This is a genomic window from Streptomyces sp. NPDC056231, assembly GCF_048270745.1.
Lineage (GTDB): Bacteria > Actinomycetota > Actinomycetes > Streptomycetales > Streptomycetaceae > Streptomyces.
This window is the reverse complement of sequence record NZ_JBLVKW010000045.1, coordinates 55,158-70,985: the sequence shown is the minus strand read 5'-3', so window position 1 is coordinate 70,985 and position 15,828 is coordinate 55,158. Positions and strand designations below refer to the sequence as shown.

At 69.4% G+C, this 15,828-nt stretch carries 16 protein-coding genes; 9 read left to right on the top strand and 7 right to left on the bottom strand.

Annotated features, from left to right (window positions below; all coding sequences use genetic code 11):
* Positions 1-268: 268 nt before the first annotated feature.
* The gene (locus ACNPQM_RS28600; protein WP_358856134.1) at positions 269-640 is read right to left on the bottom strand and encodes a fic family toxin-antitoxin system, toxin component; all 372 of its coding nucleotides are present in this window, start codon (positions 638-640) and stop codon (positions 269-271) included.
* On the bottom strand, positions 637-864 hold the full coding sequence (locus tag ACNPQM_RS28595) for a hypothetical protein (RefSeq protein ID WP_024493431.1): 228 nt from the start codon (positions 862-864) through the stop codon (positions 637-639). Before ACNPQM_RS28595 ends, ACNPQM_RS28600 begins: the two co-directional genes overlap by 4 nt.
* Positions 865-985: 121 nt before the next feature.
* Here ACNPQM_RS28595 and ACNPQM_RS28590 point away from each other — a divergent pair, with 121 nt between their 5' ends.
* From ACNPQM_RS28590 to ACNPQM_RS28570, 5 genes are all read left to right on the top strand, one after another.
* The gene (locus ACNPQM_RS28590; RefSeq protein ID WP_358856135.1) at positions 986-1,867 is read left to right on the top strand and encodes an LLM class F420-dependent oxidoreductase; all 882 of its coding nucleotides are present in this window, start codon (positions 986-988) and stop codon (positions 1,865-1,867) included.
* 53 nt (positions 1,868-1,920) lie between these two features.
* The gene (locus ACNPQM_RS28585; protein ID WP_418086222.1) at positions 1,921-2,346 is read left to right on the top strand and encodes a GNAT family N-acetyltransferase; all 426 of its coding nucleotides are present in this window, start codon (positions 1,921-1,923) and stop codon (positions 2,344-2,346) included.
* 195 nt (positions 2,347-2,541) lie between these two features.
* Complete coding sequence (locus ACNPQM_RS28580) at positions 2,542-3,879, top strand: hemolysin family protein (protein WP_418086221.1); 1,338 nt, start codon at positions 2,542-2,544, stop codon at positions 3,877-3,879.
* On the top strand, positions 3,876-4,895 hold the full coding sequence (locus ACNPQM_RS28575; RefSeq protein ID WP_418086220.1) for a hemolysin family protein: 1,020 nt from the start codon (positions 3,876-3,878) through the stop codon (positions 4,893-4,895). Before ACNPQM_RS28580 ends, ACNPQM_RS28575 begins: the two co-directional genes overlap by 4 nt.
* 200 nt (positions 4,896-5,095) lie before the next feature.
* Entirely contained in the window at positions 5,096-5,938 is an 843-nt protein-coding gene (locus tag ACNPQM_RS28570; protein ID WP_358856139.1) for an SGNH/GDSL hydrolase family protein, read from the top strand.
* Between the two features lie 171 nt (positions 5,939-6,109).
* Here ACNPQM_RS28570 and ACNPQM_RS28565 read toward each other — a convergent pair whose 3' ends face one another.
* From ACNPQM_RS28565 to ACNPQM_RS28555, 3 genes are all read right to left on the bottom strand, one after another.
* Positions 6,110-6,874: a hypothetical protein gene (locus tag ACNPQM_RS28565; protein WP_418086219.1), complete on the bottom strand. Its 765-nt coding sequence runs from the start codon at positions 6,872-6,874 to the stop codon at positions 6,110-6,112.
* On the bottom strand, positions 6,871-7,497 hold the full coding sequence (locus tag ACNPQM_RS28560) for an RNA polymerase sigma factor (protein ID WP_418086218.1): 627 nt from the start codon (positions 7,495-7,497) through the stop codon (positions 6,871-6,873). Before ACNPQM_RS28560 ends, ACNPQM_RS28565 begins: the two co-directional genes overlap by 4 nt.
* A gap of 178 nt (positions 7,498-7,675) precedes the next feature.
* Positions 7,676-8,110, bottom strand: coding sequence for a hypothetical protein (locus ACNPQM_RS28555; protein WP_418086217.1), 435 nt, complete (start codon positions 8,108-8,110; stop codon positions 7,676-7,678).
* A gap of 544 nt (positions 8,111-8,654) precedes the next feature.
* Between ACNPQM_RS28555 and ACNPQM_RS28550 the strand changes: the two genes are divergently transcribed.
* From ACNPQM_RS28550 to mug, 4 genes are all read left to right on the top strand, one after another.
* Positions 8,655-10,283, top strand: coding sequence for an IS200/IS605 family accessory protein TnpB-related protein (locus tag ACNPQM_RS28550; protein ID WP_418086216.1), 1,629 nt, complete (start codon positions 8,655-8,657; stop codon positions 10,281-10,283).
* A gap of 71 nt (positions 10,284-10,354) precedes the next feature.
* Complete coding sequence (locus tag ACNPQM_RS28545) at positions 10,355-11,614, top strand: APC family permease (protein ID WP_418086226.1); 1,260 nt, start codon at positions 10,355-10,357, stop codon at positions 11,612-11,614.
* 132 nt (positions 11,615-11,746) lie between these two features.
* On the top strand, positions 11,747-13,189 hold the full coding sequence (gene purB, locus ACNPQM_RS28540; protein WP_418086215.1) for an adenylosuccinate lyase: 1,443 nt from the start codon (positions 11,747-11,749) through the stop codon (positions 13,187-13,189).
* 19 nt (positions 13,190-13,208) lie between these two features.
* On the top strand, positions 13,209-13,766 hold the full coding sequence (gene mug / locus ACNPQM_RS28535; protein ID WP_418086214.1) for a G/U mismatch-specific DNA glycosylase: 558 nt from the start codon (positions 13,209-13,211) through the stop codon (positions 13,764-13,766).
* A gap of 299 nt (positions 13,767-14,065) precedes the next feature.
* On the opposite strand, the gene ACNPQM_RS28530 is transcribed toward mug, so the two are convergent.
* Together ACNPQM_RS28530 and ACNPQM_RS28525 are read right to left on the bottom strand one after the other, a co-directional pair.
* A complete protein-coding gene (locus ACNPQM_RS28530; protein WP_418086213.1) occupies positions 14,066-14,800 on the bottom strand; it encodes an ABC transporter permease in 735 nt (244 codons plus the stop codon).
* 2 nt (positions 14,801-14,802) lie between these two features.
* Positions 14,803-15,741: an ABC transporter ATP-binding protein gene (locus ACNPQM_RS28525; RefSeq protein WP_418086212.1), complete on the bottom strand. Its 939-nt coding sequence runs from the start codon at positions 15,739-15,741 to the stop codon at positions 14,803-14,805.
* Between the last annotated feature and the right edge of the window lie 87 nt (positions 15,742-15,828).

Here is a 15,828-nt window from a genome sequence, read left to right as displayed (position 1 = left end):
TCAACCCAGCCACCACATAGACCAAGGGGCCACCCGGCCTACGGCCGGACAGCCCCTCAACAAGATCTTCATGAGTCTTCTAGGGCGTGTTTCGACAGTAGCGTCGTGCGCCCGTAGGGCGGGCCGGGCGGCGTCCGGGGCCTGCGATCGCAAGGCGGAGGGTCGCCCCGATACCGGTCGTATCGGGGCGGGCCCGACAACGCAGCGAGCGTGCGTGCCAGGCGTCGCCCGGCAGGCGGGACTTTCCAGGAAGCTCACACAAAAGGATTCACAGGCTCCACTGACGCAGTTCGTCGGCGATGGCCCGGACATCGGCCTTGCCCTCCTTGACCAGCCGGGCCAGGTCCCGCACCTGCTCGGGCGAGGTGATGACCTTCAGCCCGGAGGCGACGAGGTAACCGTACGCAACGGCCGAGCCGAACAACGCGTTGGAGTGTTCGAGCGCGGGGACATGAAGGAGCAACTGCAGGAGCGCGGCAGCTCTGGTGTGCGGATCGCTGTAGACGGGGCTGCCGAAGATCTCCGCCTCATGACGGGCGACCGCGGCGACGAGCGCACCCCAGTCGACGACCTGCGGGTCACCGGGCGTCTTGTGCTCGGCGACCATGAGCAGCCAGGAAAGGTCGATCCTGAGGTTCAACGGTTACCTTTGCGCTCCGGGCCGAACTCCTCGGCGAACACCGACTCGTACTGCTTCATGAAGTCGGCAGCCGCTTCGACAAAGGTGTGTCCGACTTCGCCCGCATCCTGCTTGACGAGCTCCTCTATGTAGCGGTTCACGCTCATCCCCCTCTGCAGCGCGCGCTGCCGCGCGGCCTCGGCGGTGGCCTCGTCCACTCGTACGTTCAGCTGAGTCTTGGGCACCCCACCAAGCTAGCGCGGGATCGCTAGCACCGGCAAGGGGAGCGATTCGGCGTACAAATGCGGCTCGCCCTTGGGAGAGTAAATGGGCTGTCCATCGAATGTCCCGGCACAAGGAGAGTTCATGGCGAGGCCGTTCCGATTCGGAGTAAACATGCTGACGCCGACCGGTGGGCACGAGTGGCGCGCCCGATGCCGCCGCGCGGAGGAACTCGGCTATGACGTCATCCTGGTCCCCGACCATCTGGGCATGCCGGCCCCCTTCCCCGCACTGGTGGCCGCCGCCGAGGCCACGGAGCGGCCCCGTGTCGGCACCTTCGTACTGAATGCCGCCTTCTGGAATCCGACGCTGCTGGCCCGCGAGGCGGCCGGTACGGATGCACTCACCGAGGGGCGCCTGGAACTGGGGATCGGGGCCGGATACGTCCGCGAGGAGCACGACCGGGCGGGCATCGAGTTCCTCTCCCCCGGCGGCCGGGTGGATCATCTGCGGCATACGGTCGAGGAGTTGGACCGCCTGCTGCGCGACGACACCTGGCTGCCGAGCTCCGCGCAGAAGCCCCGGCCGCCCTTGCTGATCGGCGGGAACGGGGACCGGGTCCTGCGGCTGGCGGCACAGTTTGCTGACATCGTCGCGTTCACGGGGGCCGTCGCTGACCGGAACGGCACGCTCACGCCCATCACCGCCGAGCAGCTCGACGGGCGTGTCGCCGCCTACCGGCGATTCGCCGCAGGACGGGAGAGTCCGGCCGAACTGAATCTGCTGATCCAGCGCGTCCGGGCCACCCGCGACCGTCGCGCGGCCGTGCGCGAAGTGCTGCCGAAGGCACCTCACCTCGACGAGGACCAGGTACTGGCCCTGCCGCTGGTCACGGTGGGCACGGTCCGGCAGATGGCCGAACAGCTCAGAGAACAGCGGGAGCGCTACGGCTTCTCCTACCTGACGGTGCTGGAGCCGAACATGGAGGCGTTCGCCCCGGTCCTCCAGGAACTCGCGGGGAGCTGACCGCATGGCGGAATCCGTTCGACGGGCGGCGGGCCCGGTGATGGGGTACGGACATGAATGACCTCGCAATCCGCGCAGCAGCATCGGCCGACCTCGACGCCGTCCTCGCCTTCTGGAAAGTGGCGGCGGAAGGCATCAGCATCAGCGACGACCGGGACGGCGTCGAACGGCTGGTCGCCCGCGACCCGGGAGCCCTCATCCTGGCGGAACGCTCCGGCGAGCTGGCCGGAACCGTGATCGCAGGCTTCGACGGCTGGCGGTGCCACCTCTATCGGCTCGCGGTCCATCCGGACCAGCGGCGGCAGGGCGTCGGCCGGGCACTGCTGACGGCGGCGGAGGAACGATTTGTACGGCTGGGCGGACGGCGGGGCGATGCAATGGTGCTGAACCGCAACGAGCTCGCGCACCACGCCTGGCACGCGGCGGGGTATGCGCCCGAGCCGCAGTGGAGCCGCTGGGTGAAGCATCTCAAGGACTGAGACCGGGGGCTCGGGCGCTCGCGGAGATCACCCACACGGGGCACAACTTTGCCCGTCCTTTACCATGGTGTTCATAGCACCGCCCTCTTCCGAAAGGTGTGAGCGTCCGCCCATGGGCGAGCCTCCCAGTAGCCGACATCGCCGACACCAGGCGAGTCTCTTGCCCCTGCCCGATCATGGGACGGAGGTGAACCGATGACCGAAGTGCTTCTGCTACTCGTGGCGGTCCTGCTCTCGCTCGCCTGCGGTGCCTTCGTCGCCGCCGAGTTCTCCCTGACCACGGTCGAGCGCGGCCAGCTCGAACGGGCCGTGGAGCGGGGTGAACGGGGCGCGGCAAGCGCCATGAAGGCGGTGCGCAGTCTCACCTTCCAGCTCTCCGGCGCACAGCTCGGCATCACCGTCACCAATCTGGTCGTCGGCATGCTCTCCGAACCGTCAATCGCGAAGCTGATCCGCGGTCCGGTGGAGGCCATCGGCCTGTCCCCGAGCGTCTCGTCCTCGCTGGCGCTGGTACTCGGGACGGCACTGTCCACGGTCTTCCTGATGGTCGTCGGCGAACTCGTCCCGAAGAACTGGGCGATCTCCTCGCCGCTCGCCATGGCGAAGGCCGTGGCCACCCCCCAGCGTGCCTTCACCGCGATCTTCCGGCCCTTCATCAGCCACCTCAACAACACGGCCAACCGGATCGTGCGCCGCTTCGGTCTCGAACCGGCCGAGGAGCTGGCCTCCGCCCGCAGCCCGCAGGAGCTCGTGGCGCTCGCCCGCCACTCGGCCAAGGCGGGCGCGCTGGAGGCGGACACCGCGGAGCTGTTCGTCCGCACCCTCAATCTGGCCGAACTGACCGCGGAGAACGTGATGACCCCGCGGGTGCAGGTCACCGCGCTGGAGGTGCAGGCGACCGCGGAGGACGTCGCCAATGCCACCCGGGCGACCGGACTTTCCCGATTCCCGGTCCACCGGGGCAGCCTCGACACCGTCGTCGGTGTCGCGCACATCAAGGACGTCCTGGCGATCCCGGCCGAGGAGAGGCACCGCAAGCGCGTCTCGGAGATTTTGCGCGAGTCCCTGCTCGTACCGGAGAGCCTCACGGTGGACCGGCTGCTCGACAGGTTGTCCAGCAAGTTCCCGATGGCCGTCGTCATTGACGAGTACGGCGGCACGGCCGGTGTCGTGACGCTGGAGGACATCGTCGAGGAAGTCGTCGGCGAGGTGCGCGACGAACACGACCCGCACGAGACGCCGGACCTCGCACCGGCCGGCGAGGACGCCGACGGGCGCACCCTGTGGTCGGCCGACGGCGCCGCCCGCATGGACCAGTTGCGGGCGATCGGACTGCGGGTGCCGGACGGACCGTACGAGACGCTCGCCGGACTGATCGCCACGGAAGTCGGCCGGATCCCTGTCGTCGGTGACTGCATCGAGCTGGCCGGCTGGCGGCTCGACGTCGTGGACGCCTCCGGGCGCCGCGCCGCACGGGCGCTGCTGCACGCTCCGCTGCCCGGCTCCGACGACGAGGCGGAGGACGGACGATGACTACCGTCCAGCTCTTCATCGGTCTGTTGACCCTGGTCGTCAACGCATTCTTCGTCGGCGCGGAGTTCGCGCTGATCTCCGTGCGCCGCAGCCAGATCGAGCCCCAGGCGGAGGCCGGGAACCGGCGTGCGCGAAGCGTCATCTGGGGTCTGGAACATGTGTCGGCGCTCCTCGCAGCGGCGCAGCTCGGCATCACGCTCTGCACGCTGGTCCTCGGCATCGTCGCCGAACCGGCCATCGCGCATCTGCTGGAGCCGGTCTTCGACGTCGTTGGTGTGCCGCACGGACTGGTCCATCCGATCTCGTTCGTGATCGCACTGTCCTTGGCGACGTATCTGCACATGCTGCTCGGCGAGATGGTCCCGAAGAACGTCGCATTGGCCGAGCCGGTACGGACCGTGCTGTTGCTCGGTCCGCCGCTGGTCACCCTCGCCAGGGCACTGCGCCCGGTGATCTTCACAGTCAACACCTTCGCCAACACCCTGCTGAAGCTGCTGCGGGTGGAGACGAAGGACGAGGTGTCCTCGACGTTCTCCGACGACGAGCTGGCCCGGCTGGTACAGGACGCCGGTGACGCCGGCCTGGTCGACGACCGCGCCGCCGAGCGGCTGCACCACGCACTTGAGCTGGGCCGTCGCCCGGTACGGGATGTCGTGCTGCCGGTCGAGCAGGTGGTCTGCGCCCGGGTCGGGACGACGCCCGAGGAGCTGGAACGGCTCTCGGCCGAGACCGGATTCTCGCGCTTCCCGGTGCTGGAAAGCGAGCAGCGGATCCTGGGGTACCTCCATGTGAAGGACGCCCTCGACGCCGCGCCGCGTGACGTGCCGTTCCCTGTCACGGCGATGCGGCCGATCGCCCGGGTGCGGGCGGCGACGCCCCTCGACGACGTGCTGACCGCGATGCGCCGGAGCCGTACGCATCTGGCGGCAGTGCTCGACGAGGACGACAGACTTGCCGGCATGGTCACGATGGAGGATGTGCTGCGCGAGCTGGTCGGACGGCCGCAGGCACGCTGACGGACGGACCGGGGGTACGCGGCGGGGTACACGAGAACGCTCACGGGCGTGGCCCGCGACAGGGGCGCGAGCGGCGAGGCCACGTGGCGGGGGGCGCCGCGTGGCCGGCGGTCGGCTTTCAGCGACTGCCCCCCGCCACCGGACGCGGGGCGGCGGCGCCCGGAAGGGGCCGGGCCTCACCGCGATACGATCGCCTGGCCATGGAAATGAATGCCTCGTACACCAGTCTTGTCGCGGTCGGCGACTCATTCACCGAGGGCATGTCGGACCTGCTGCCCGACGGCTCGTACCGCGGCTGGGCCGATGTCCTCGCGAGCCGTCTTGCCGCCCGCACCCCCGGGTTCCGGTACGCGAATCTCGCCGTGCGCGGGAAGCTGATCCGCCAGATCGTGGCCGAGCAGGTCGATGCGGCCGCCACCATGCAGGCGGATGTCGTCACGCTGGTCGGCGGTCTCAACGACACCCTGCGGCCCAAGTGCGACATGGGCATGGTGCGCGGTCACCTGGAAGAAGCCGTGGAGCGCCTCGCGCCGTCGTGCAAGAAGCTCGTGCTGATGCGCAGCCCCGGCCGCAACGGACCGGTCATGGAGCGCTTCCGCCCCCGCATGGAGGAGCTGTTCGCCCTGGTCGACGAGTTGGCGGACCGCCACGGTGCGCTGGTCGTCGACCTGTACGGGGCACCGGCACTCGGCGATCCCCGGCTGTGGGACGTCGACCGGCTGCATCTGACGGCCGAGGGACACCACAGGGTGGCCGAGGCAGTCTGGCAGACGCTCGGACTGCCGCCGGAGCACGACTGGCAGACGCCGCTCCCCGCCGCTGTGCCGCCGCGGTGGGCGATACGGCGCGTCGACGACCTCCGCTTCGCACGGCAGCATCTGGCGCCGTGGATAGGGCGGCGTCTGACCGGCCGGTCGTCCGGGGACGGACGGACCGGCGCCCAGTTCAGCGCCGAGCTGGGGAAGGCATTCTGGGTCACCCCTGAGGACGTCCTCGCCCCGGGCCCGGTCGCGACGTGGCGCCGTGTGGACGGCGTCGGCTAAGGGCTGTCCCGTAATCCCTGGTGATCAGCGCGCGGTGCCGGATGCGGTGCATCGCAAAGCGAAGGGGCGTCCTCATACTGGGCGTATTCGGGCGTTCCGGCAACGCAGCGAGGTGCCGCAGCTGTCGTCATGCGCCCGCCAGGGATGACGGGACAGCCCTGAGGGCGTGTTTCAGCGTCCGGTGGAGTCCCGCCGGACACCGTTCCGGGCGCCCTTCACCGGTTCCGAGGTCTGCTCTCCAGGGTCTGGTGCCTTCGGCTTCCCCTTGTCGGTCCGGCCCGTCTCCTTCGATGTCTTGGGACCGAGGAGCCCGTCGCAGTAGCCCGGCACCGCCGATGCACCACCGGCCGCAGCCTCCAGGCGGTCGAAGGCCGTAGCGTCCGCGGCCTTTCCCCTGCCCCGGGCCATGCGATGGGCACGACAGTGTGCCTCGTCGTCCTGTGCCTGGCTCGGGTGGCCGGCGGAGCGACCGGCACCCGGCGGATCGGTCGGCTCCTGTTGTGTACGGCCTGCGGCGGGAGTCGGCGCACCCGGCTGGGGGCTGCCGGGCGCGTCGTGTGCGGTGGAGGCACTCCTCACGGGGTGTGCGGGACGCGTCCGATCGCGCCCATCGTCGTCGAACGGCGTCGGCGTCGGACCCGAACCTGCGGCCACCGCGACCCCGCCGAGAGTCACCGCGGCCGCGAAGCCGGCGATCAACGCCCGCGCCGAGCGCACGAAGCGCAGCCGCTCGACCGGTCGCCAGTCGTCGCGCCTGCGACGCCGCAGCGGCGACACGGGTATGAGTGCCCCCTCGTCGCGCGCCGCCCGGAAGGCATCGAGCGCCCGCTGCTCAGCTGCAGGGCCGGTCTCACCGGAACGTTGCACGGCTGCCAGCAGAGCGGCCACTTCACGGGAAACCGACGCATCGGTCGCCCGTGGCGATTCATCTCTCATGTCTCATCTCTCAGCGTGCGGCGTGATGCAGACGTCACACTGCCCGACCCTGCTGAGCCCAGATGCTCGGCCAGTCTCTTCAGCCCACGGTAGGCGGAGGTGCGTACGGCGCCCACACGCTTGCCGAGCACCCGTGCCGTCGCGGGACCGTCGAGGCCGACGACGACACGCAACAGAACAGCTTCCGCCTGCTCCCGCGGCAACCCGCGGATGAGTGCAAGCGCCTGCTGGGTGGAGAGCGCCTCCAGGGCGGAGCCGGCGGTGTCCTGACTGTCCGGCAGTTCGAGGATGTCCCGCTCCAGAAGTGCGGTGCGTGGCCGCCGTCGCTGTTTGCGCAAGTGGTCCAGCGCCCGGTGCCGGGCGATCGTCGCGGTCCAGCCACGAAACCCCGCCCCATCCCCACGGAATCGTCCGAGGTCACGGGATATCTCCAGCCAGGCATCGGAGGCCACGTCCTCGCCGTCCTCGCCGACCAGTCCCCGTACGTAGCCGAGCAGCCCGGGATGGACGAGCCGGTACGCCGCGGCGAAGGCTTCCTCGTCACCTTGCTGAGCCCGCTCCACCGCGACGCCGAGCTCGGCGTCGTCCATCTCCCCGCGGCGCTGTTCTCCGCCCTTGGCCACACTTTCCTCTTCGTACCGACTTCGTCTGACGTATACCGCCCCGGCACAGCTCACCGGGCCCCCGTCCATCGGCCCGTACCCCCCTCGACTACCTCTGCGTGACGGCACACAGAAATGTCACAGCCAGGAAGTTCGCGATTCGAGGGCAATCCATTGCGCAAGTCTAGATACGCCCAGGTCACAGGGCGGCGATGGGGTGGCGGGCGCGCCCGTGCAGCAATAGGTAGAAGCGCTGGAGCGACTCCTCCGACGCCGACTCAAATCGGTTCGCCACCTTCCCGATCGGGTTCCAGACCCGCCCGTCGGGCATGCGAACGCCCGCCGGCTGTCCGAACAACTCCCGCTGGCCGTCGTCGAGGTCCACCCACCGGCCGCCTGCCCGGCGCACCATGACTTCACCGGTGTACGCGCCCAGCCCCCGCAGAAACGGCTCGACCTGTCCCCGCTCCGGCCGGCTGTGCCGCAGCCCGTCGACGATCAGGTCGACGAGCTGCAGGCTGACCACGGTGTAGTCGAGCGGCAGCCGGTTCCGCTCGGTCAACTGTGCGACGAAGCACGTGACATAGGCCCGGATTTCCGACGCCACAGGAAGCTTCTCAAGATCAATCTCCATGCCTGCCCCAGCGCCGGAAGGCCGGAGAGCATCACAGGTATCGGACGTGTCTGTTCTCATACGGCGAGTTCCAGCCAGTCATACAACCCACCAGCCCTCTCACACGTCGGCAGTCCACGCCGCATCCGCCGATGGCGATACGCGGATGAGCGGAGGCTTGATCCACGCCATGATGCCGTCGGTGGTGGCGCGCGGCGCCGAAACGCACCGCGCGGCTGCTCCGCTCGCATCGACGTGAAGGAGGATTCCGGCCCCGCGACCGGGGTTGGCCGACCGACGCTTGGAGGAGATCGCCAGCGCCTTGGCATACCAAGTCGAATAGTTGACGATGCGTCCGTTCCCCCGGTCACCGGTCTCTACAAGGGTTGTGAGCGGCTGTCGGTTTGCTGAGTGAGAGTGAGTGGTGGTGTGCGGGAGTGAGTCTCCTGTCGGTGGGTTGGTGGGGGTGAGAACGGTGGTTCTGGGGTCGAATGGGTGACCTTGGCGGCTGCTGCTCGTTGGGCTGGATAGCGGGTGTTTGGCCTTTGAGGGCGGGGGTGATGTGATGGGTGGTTTGCGGGAGTTGGCCGTGCCCTTCGTGGTGCCTGGGCCTTGCGGGGTGGCGGTCCGGGACCGTCTCAAGTACCTCACTCCCCAAGACGAGAGGGTGCTGCGTGCGGTCGGTGAGCATCAGGGTGCGTTGGCCTCCCGTGATCTCAAGGCTCGCTGTGCGGACGGTCTGGAGCACAGCGCGGACACCTGGGCAGCGCGTAAGCGGGACCTGACGAAGGAGTCGTCGTCGCGGATCGCGGGTGCGATCACCAAGGCCACGCACGATCAGTGGGCGCTGGCCCGGCGTTGCCAGGCGGCACACATCCAGACACTGGAAGCCGGGATCAACATGCTGCGGCACCGCCTGTCCCTCCCGATCGGGGAGAAGGGCACCAAGCGGGCGGCGGGTGGCTACCGGTCGAAGGGCGAGTGGTTTTGCAAGTCTCGTCGCCTCGCGATGCTGGAAGACCGGCACGCCACTGTTGCTGCCGAGTGGCAGGCCGGGCGGGTGCGGGTGGTGCGGGGCGGCAGACGTCTCCTGAACACCCGCCACCACCTCGCCCAAGCCGGGTTCACCGAAGGCCAGTGGCGGCAACGGTGGGAGGTGGAGCGCTGGTTCATCGCGGCTGATGGGGAGTCGGGGAAGCGGTTCGGGAACGAGACGATCCGCGTCACCCCGGACGGCGAGGTCAGCATCAGACTGCCTGCCCCGCTCGCGCACCTGGCCAACGCCGAGCACGGCCGGTACACCCTCACCACCCGGATCGCATTCGCGCACCGGGGCGCGGAGTGGGCCGACCGCATCACCGCGAACCGGGCTGTGGCCTACCGCATCCACCTCGACACCCGGCGCGGCCGCTGGTACCTCACCGCGTCCTGGCAGCGCCCCGTCGTGAAAACCATCCCGTTGGAAGCCGCCCGCGCCCGGGGCGTGATCGGTGTCGACACCAACGCCGATCACTTCGCCGCCTACCACCTGGACCGGCACGGCAACCCCATCGGAGACCCGCGCCGCTTCCCCTACGACCTGTCCGGTTCGGCCGGTCACCGCGACGCGCAGCTCCGCCACGCGCTGACTCGGTTGATCAACTGGGCCAAGCAGGTCGGTGTCGCCGCGATCGGTATCGAAGACCTCGACTTCACCACCGAGAAGACCCGGGAGAAGCACGGCCGCCGCAAGCGGTTCCGGCAGCTCATCTCCGGCATCCCGACCGGGAAACTCAAGGCCCGGCTCGTCTCCATGGCCGCCGAACAGGGCCTGAGCATTGTCGCGGTCGACCCCGCCTACACCTCCCAGTGGGGTGCCCAGCACTGGCAGAAACCGCTGGCCACCCCCCACCGCACCATGTCCCGTCACGATGCCGCCGGCATCGCGATCGGACGACGCGCCCTCGGACACCCGGTCCGGCGACGGACGGCACCGCCCCCGCACGACCGGAGCGATCGTGCGGGGCATCGGACCGTCCAGGCCGGACCAGGCACCCGAGGGCGTGAGGGAACCCGCCCACCCACAACGGACCGGCCCCCTGGAGGGCCGTCACCGAACGGGACGCGAACGCGGGAACCCAGCGCATCCAACACCGTTCGGGATGCGCCCGGTACGCAACAGTGGGTCCAGGACTCACTCACGCACACTGGTTAGGAACGGTGAGTGGCGTGGCAAGTGCGCCGGGCGGTGGTGCGGTCAGCACTGACGGGTCCGGCGGCTGTGACGTGTCCGACGGCGGTGGACTCGGACGGCGACTGGGTGTTTTCAACGCGGTGGTCATCGGGCTGGGCTCGATGATCGGAGCCGGTGTCTTCGCCGCGTCGGCTCCCGCCGCCGGGGCTGCCGGATCGGGGCTCCTGATCGGTCTGGGCGTGGCCGCGGTGGTGGCGTACTGCAATGCGACGTCCTCCGCGCGGCTCGCCGCGCGCTATCCGGCCTCTGGCGGGACGTACGTCTACGGGCGTGAGCGGCTGGGAGATTTCTGGGGCTACCTGGCCGGCTGGAGCTTTGTCGTCGGCAAAACCGCCTCGTGCGCAGCCATGGCCCTGACGGTCGGCGTCTACGCCTGGCCGGGCCAGGCCCATGCGGTGGCAGTCGGCACCGTGGTGGCTCTCACCACCGTGAACTACTGGGGCGTGCAGAAATCCGCGTGGCTGACCAGGGTGCTCGTGACGGTGGTCCTCGCAGTCCTGGCCGCCGTCGTCACCACGTGTCTGATCGGCGGCGCGATCGAGCCATCCCGGCTGGCGCCGGGGGCGGACGCCACGGCGGGCGGGGTGCTGCAGGCGGCTGGGCTGCTGTTCTTCGCCTTCGCCGGATACGCCCGCATCGCCACGCTGGGCGAGGAGGTCCGCGACCCGGCCCGCACGATCCCCCGTGCCATCCCTCTTGCTCTGGGTATCACCTTGATCGTGTACACGGCGGTGGCTGTCGCGCTGCTGTCGGTGCTCGGGCCTGCCCGGCTCGCCGACGCCTCGGCGCCGTTGGCGGACGCGGTCCGTGCGGCCGGCGCGCCCGGTCTGGCGCTGGTGGTCCGCATCGGTGCAGCACTCGCCGCACTGGGTTCCCTGCTCGCCCTCCTCCTCGGTGTCTCGCGTACGACGCTGGGCATGGCCCGCGACCGCCACCTGCCGCGTGCCCTGGCCACCGTCCACCCCCGGTTCGCCGTCCCGCACCGCGCAGAACTGGCCGTAGGCGCGATCGCGGCCCTCGTGGCCGCCACCGGCGATGTCCGGGGCGCGATCGGGTTCTCCTCGTTCGGCGTCCTGCTGTATTACGCCGTCGCCAACGCGGCCGCCTGGACGCTCACGCCGTCCGAGAACCGCCCTCCGCGCGCCGTGCCGGCCCTCGGCATGGCGGGCTGCCTGGTCCTGGCATTCACGCTTCCCCTGCATTCGGTTCTGTCGGGCGCGTGCGTGGTGCTGGTCGGCGCGGCTGCCTACGGCATCCGCAAGGGCGGGCGCCCGCACCGTCCGAGTCGCTGAATGGCGACCGCCCCGGTCCCTCCACCAGACCGCTGCGGGACGGACCGTCTCGCAGCACCAGCCGCGTTTGTCGTAAGCCACAAACCGGACCACGGCGCTGGCCTGCAGAAACCACCAGTAGAATCTGGACACGTGACTGCTGTGTCTGCGAAGCCTCGCATCCCCAATGTCCTGGCCGGCCGCTACGCCTCCACGGAGCTGGCCGTCCTCTGGTCCCCCGAGCAGAAGGTGAAGCTGGAGCGTCAGCTCTGGCTGGCGGTGCTGCGCGCTCAGAAGGACCTCGGGATCGAGGTACCCGACGCGGCCCTCACCGACTACGAGCGTGTCCTCGACCAGGTCGACCTCGCCTCCATCGCAGAGCGCGAGAAGGTTACCCGGCACGACGTCAAGGCACGGATCGAAGAGTTCAACGCTCTCGCCGGGCACGAGCAGGTCCACAAGGGCATGACCTCCCGGGACCTCACCGAGAACGTCGAGCAGCTGCAGATCCGGCTCTCGCTGGAGCTCATGCGCGACCGCACCGTGGCCGTCCTGGCCCGGCTCGGCAAGCTTGCGGGCGAATACGGCGAGCTGGTCATCGCCGGCCGTTCCCACAATGTCGCCGCCCAGGCGACCACGCTCGGCAAGCGTTTCGCGACCGCGGCGGACGAGCTGCTGGTGGCGTACGGCCGGCTGGAAGACCTCCTGGGCCGCTACCCGCTGCGGGGCATCAAGGGCCCTGTCGGCACGGCGCAGGACATGCTCGACCTGCTGGGCGGTGACGCCAGCAAGCTCGCCGACCTGGAGCAGCGCATCGCCGTCCACCTCGGTTTCGGACAGGCGTTCACCTCGGTCGGCCAGGTCTACCCCCGCTCGCTCGACTACGACGTCGTGACCGCACTGGTGCAGCTGGCCGCCGCGCCCTCGTCGGTCGCGAAGACGATCCGGCTGATGGCCGGGCACGAGCTGGTGACCGAGGGATTCAAGCCGGGTCAGGTCGGCTCGTCCGCGATGCCGCACAAGATGAACACCCGGTCCTGCGAACGCGTCAACGGACTGATGGTGATCCTGCGCGGCTACGCCTCGATGACGGGCGAGCTGGCGGGCGACCAGTGGAACGAGGGCGACGTGTCCTGCTCCGTGGTCCGCCGGGTGGCGCTTCCGGACGCGTTCTTCGCGTTCGATGGTCTGCTGGAGACCTTCCTCACGGTGCTCGACGAGTTCGGGGCGTTCCCGGCGGTCGTGGCCCGCGAACTGGACCGGTACCTGCCGTTCCTCGCCACGACCAAGGTACTGATGGGCGCGGTGCGCGCCGGTGTCGGCCGCGAGATCGCCCATGAGGCCATCAAGGAGAACGCCGTCTCCGCCGCTCTGGCCATGCGCGAGCAGGGCACGGAGCGCAACGAGCTGCTCGACAAGCTCGCCGCCGACGGCCGCATCCCGCTGGACCGGGAGCAGCTGGACGCGCTGATGGCCGACAAGCTCTCCTTCACGGGAGCGGCCGGCGACCAGGTCACCGCGCTCGTCGCCCGGATCGAGGAGATCACCAAGCAGCACCCCGAGGCCGCGGGATACACACCGGGCTCGATCCTTTGACAGTCGGAACCGTCGCCGGATGACACCCGAAGAGCTCCAGGCCGCCCGTGACCGCATCGTTCCCGATGTGGTCGCAGGCGGCTTGCGCGTGCTGTTCTGCGGAATCAACCCGAGCCTGATGACGGGCGCCACGGGCCACCATTTCGCCCGCCCCGGCAACCGCTTCTGGCCGGTGCTCCACCTGTCCGGCTTCACTCCTCGCCAGTTGAAGCCCTCGGAACAGCATGAGCTGCTGGCCTACGGTCTGGGCATCACCAATGTGGTCGCCCGGGCCACGGCGAGAGCAGACGAACTGGCCGCCGAGGAGTTCCGCGAGGGTGGACTGATCCTCACGGCCAAGGTCGAACAGCTGCGGCCGCAGTGGCTGGCGGTGGTGGGGGTCACCGCCTACCGCACCGCCTTCGGCGAGCGTCGCGCGCAGATCGGCCCGCAAGACCGGACGATCGGCGGTGCCCGGGTCTGGGCCCTGCCCAACCCCAGCGGCCTCAACGCCCACTGGACTGCTCAGACCATGGCCGAGGAGTACGGGCGCCTCCGCGCGGCAGCTGAATTCACCGCTCCCAACCATTCGGACTGAGCCGGACTGCGGGAGCGAGCACCAGAGGTCTGCGGGGCTCGGGGGAATTGAGGTCAGGTGGTGGGGGCTGCAGGGCCGGCGGCACCCGCGTCCTCGTATCCGAGGCTCGATGAGCGCCCCGTCGATGCGGCGGAGGTGACGGTCGGTGGCCATGCCGCCGGTCGACGGCCCGGCACTGACAGCAGGTTCTGGCATGAGCCTTGAGGGGCTTTCAGCCGCTCTCGCATGGGCGGCGCCGTTCCCGGCCCCTTCCGCGACCACCTCCCGATGTGCACCCACCCAGCCACGGACATCGGCCCTCAGGCGTCCCTGCGCCTCATCGCCCACCAGCCGGCGAGCAGCGCGAGGCCTGCCCAGCCGGCCGTGACTGCCAGCCCTGCCCATGGCCCCAGACTGCCCTCCGGACTCTGGTGCAGTACCAACTGTCCGGCGCGGTCCGGCAGATAGAGCGCCACCCCGCTCGCGATGTCCCCGACCACGAAGGAGGCGAGCAGGACGAACGGGATGAGCAGACTGAGGACGGCGACCGCGCTGCGCAGCAGCACCGTCAGACCGGCGGCGAACAGGGCCATGAGGGCGAGGTATATGCCGCCGCCGAAGGCGGCTCGGAGAGCTCCGGGTTCGCCCAGACCGATCGCGTACTTCCCCATGAACAGTTGGCTCACCAGGAACGCGGTGAAGCTGGTGGCGAGCCCGACCACCAGGGCGAGCACGCCGATGAGGGTCATCTTCGCCGCGTAGAAGAGGTCACGGCGCGGCACCGCCGCGAGCGAAATCCGCAACGCACCATTCAGATACTCGGAGGAGAGCGCTGTGGCGCCGAAGCTGATGGCAGCGATCTGGCCGAAGTTCAGTGCGGAGAAGGCGCCGAAGACCAGATCGTCCGAGTTCTCCGCCTCGGCCTGACCAACGATGGCGAAGGCAAGCAGGGTGACAGCGAGTGTCACCAGAAAGACCGCCATCAAGGAACCGGCTACGGACCGTACCGATCTGATCTTGATCCACTCGGAACGGAGCACGTCGGTGGTCGACATGATCAAGCCTCCTGACGGGTAGCGGGTGACGCTGCTGCGGAGGCGAATTCCGTCGCCTCGGCTGTGAGATCGAGATAGGCCTGCTCCAAAGTGGCCTGCTCGTCGATGAGTTCAAGAATGGGGATGCCCTCGAAGGCGGCGATGGCGCCGACCTCCTCCGCCCTGGCGCCCTCAACGATCCAGCGACCGTCGTCACTCTGTACGAGCTCGTGTCCCTTGCCGGTCAGCACGTCGCGGAGCCGACCGGGCTCCGTCGTGCGTACGCGCACACGCGGGCGGCTGCGGGAGTCGAGGAATTCCTGCATCGGCTGGTCGACAAGGAGCCTGCCCCGGCCGAGGACCACGAGGTGGTCGGCGAACGACGACGTCTCGTTCATCAGGTGACTGGAGACAAGAACCGTGCGGCCCTCTCGGGCCAGCCGTTTCATCAGCTCCCGTATCCAGATGATGCCTTCCGGATCCAGCCCGTTCGACGGTTCGTCCAACATGACGACGTCCGGTTCGCCGAGCAGAGCAGCCGCTATGCCGAGGCGCTGTCGCATACCCAGCGAGAACGTCTTGATCCGGTGGCCGCCGACCCGGCCGAGCCCCGCCTCCTCCAGAACCGCTTCGACCCTGCTGGCAGCAAGGCCGTTGCTCGTCGCGAGAGCGAGCAGATGGTTCCGCGCGGTCCGCGAACCGTGAGCGGCCTGGGCATCGAGCAACGCGCCGACCCGGCGCAGCGGATGATCGAGTGTGGCGTAGGTCTGACCGCCGACAGTGGCCGTACCACCGGTCGGCCGGTCCAGGCCGAGGACGAGACGCATGGTGGTGGACTTGCCGGCGCCGTTCGGGCCGAGGAAACCGGTGACCCGGCCGGGTCTCACACTGAACGTGAGGCGGTCCACCGCGCGGGTCGCGCCGTATTCCTTGGTGAGCTCATGGACGTCGATGCTGGTCATGTCCTCAGCCTGGCGGCCACGCCCCGCCCCCGCCCTCCCCCGCCGGAGGGGATCACCTCCCTCGCTCGGGGGAGCTGTCACGTTCGA

Excerpts from the sequence above, each read along its gene's own strand:
- ACNPQM_RS28575 (WP_418086220.1), top strand. The coding sequence starts at position 3,876 with ATGACTACCGTCCAGCTCTTCATCGGTCTGTTGACCCTGGTCGTCAAC.
- ACNPQM_RS28525 (WP_418086212.1), bottom strand. The coding sequence starts at position 15,741 with ATGACCAGCATCGACGTCCATGAGCTCACCAAGGAATACGGCGCGACC.
- ACNPQM_RS28565 (WP_418086219.1), bottom strand. The coding sequence starts at position 6,874 with ATGAGAGATGAATCGCCACGGGCGACCGATGCGTCGGTTTCCCGTGAA.
- ACNPQM_RS28585 (WP_418086222.1), top strand. The coding sequence starts at position 1,921 with ATGAATGACCTCGCAATCCGCGCAGCAGCATCGGCCGACCTCGACGCC.
- ACNPQM_RS28530 (WP_418086213.1), bottom strand. The coding sequence starts at position 14,800 with ATGTCGACCACCGACGTGCTCCGTTCCGAGTGGATCAAGATCAGATCG.
- ACNPQM_RS28555 (WP_418086217.1), bottom strand. The coding sequence starts at position 8,110 with ATGGAGATTGATCTTGAGAAGCTTCCTGTGGCGTCGGAAATCCGGGCC.
- ACNPQM_RS28550 (WP_418086216.1), top strand. The coding sequence starts at position 8,655 with ATGGGTGGTTTGCGGGAGTTGGCCGTGCCCTTCGTGGTGCCTGGGCCT.
- ACNPQM_RS28570 (WP_358856139.1), top strand. The coding sequence starts at position 5,096 with ATGGAAATGAATGCCTCGTACACCAGTCTTGTCGCGGTCGGCGACTCA.
- ACNPQM_RS28590 (WP_358856135.1), top strand. The coding sequence starts at position 986 with ATGGCGAGGCCGTTCCGATTCGGAGTAAACATGCTGACGCCGACCGGT.
- mug (WP_418086214.1), top strand. The coding sequence starts at position 13,209 with ATGACACCCGAAGAGCTCCAGGCCGCCCGTGACCGCATCGTTCCCGAT.
- ACNPQM_RS28580 (WP_418086221.1), top strand. The coding sequence starts at position 2,542 with ATGACCGAAGTGCTTCTGCTACTCGTGGCGGTCCTGCTCTCGCTCGCC.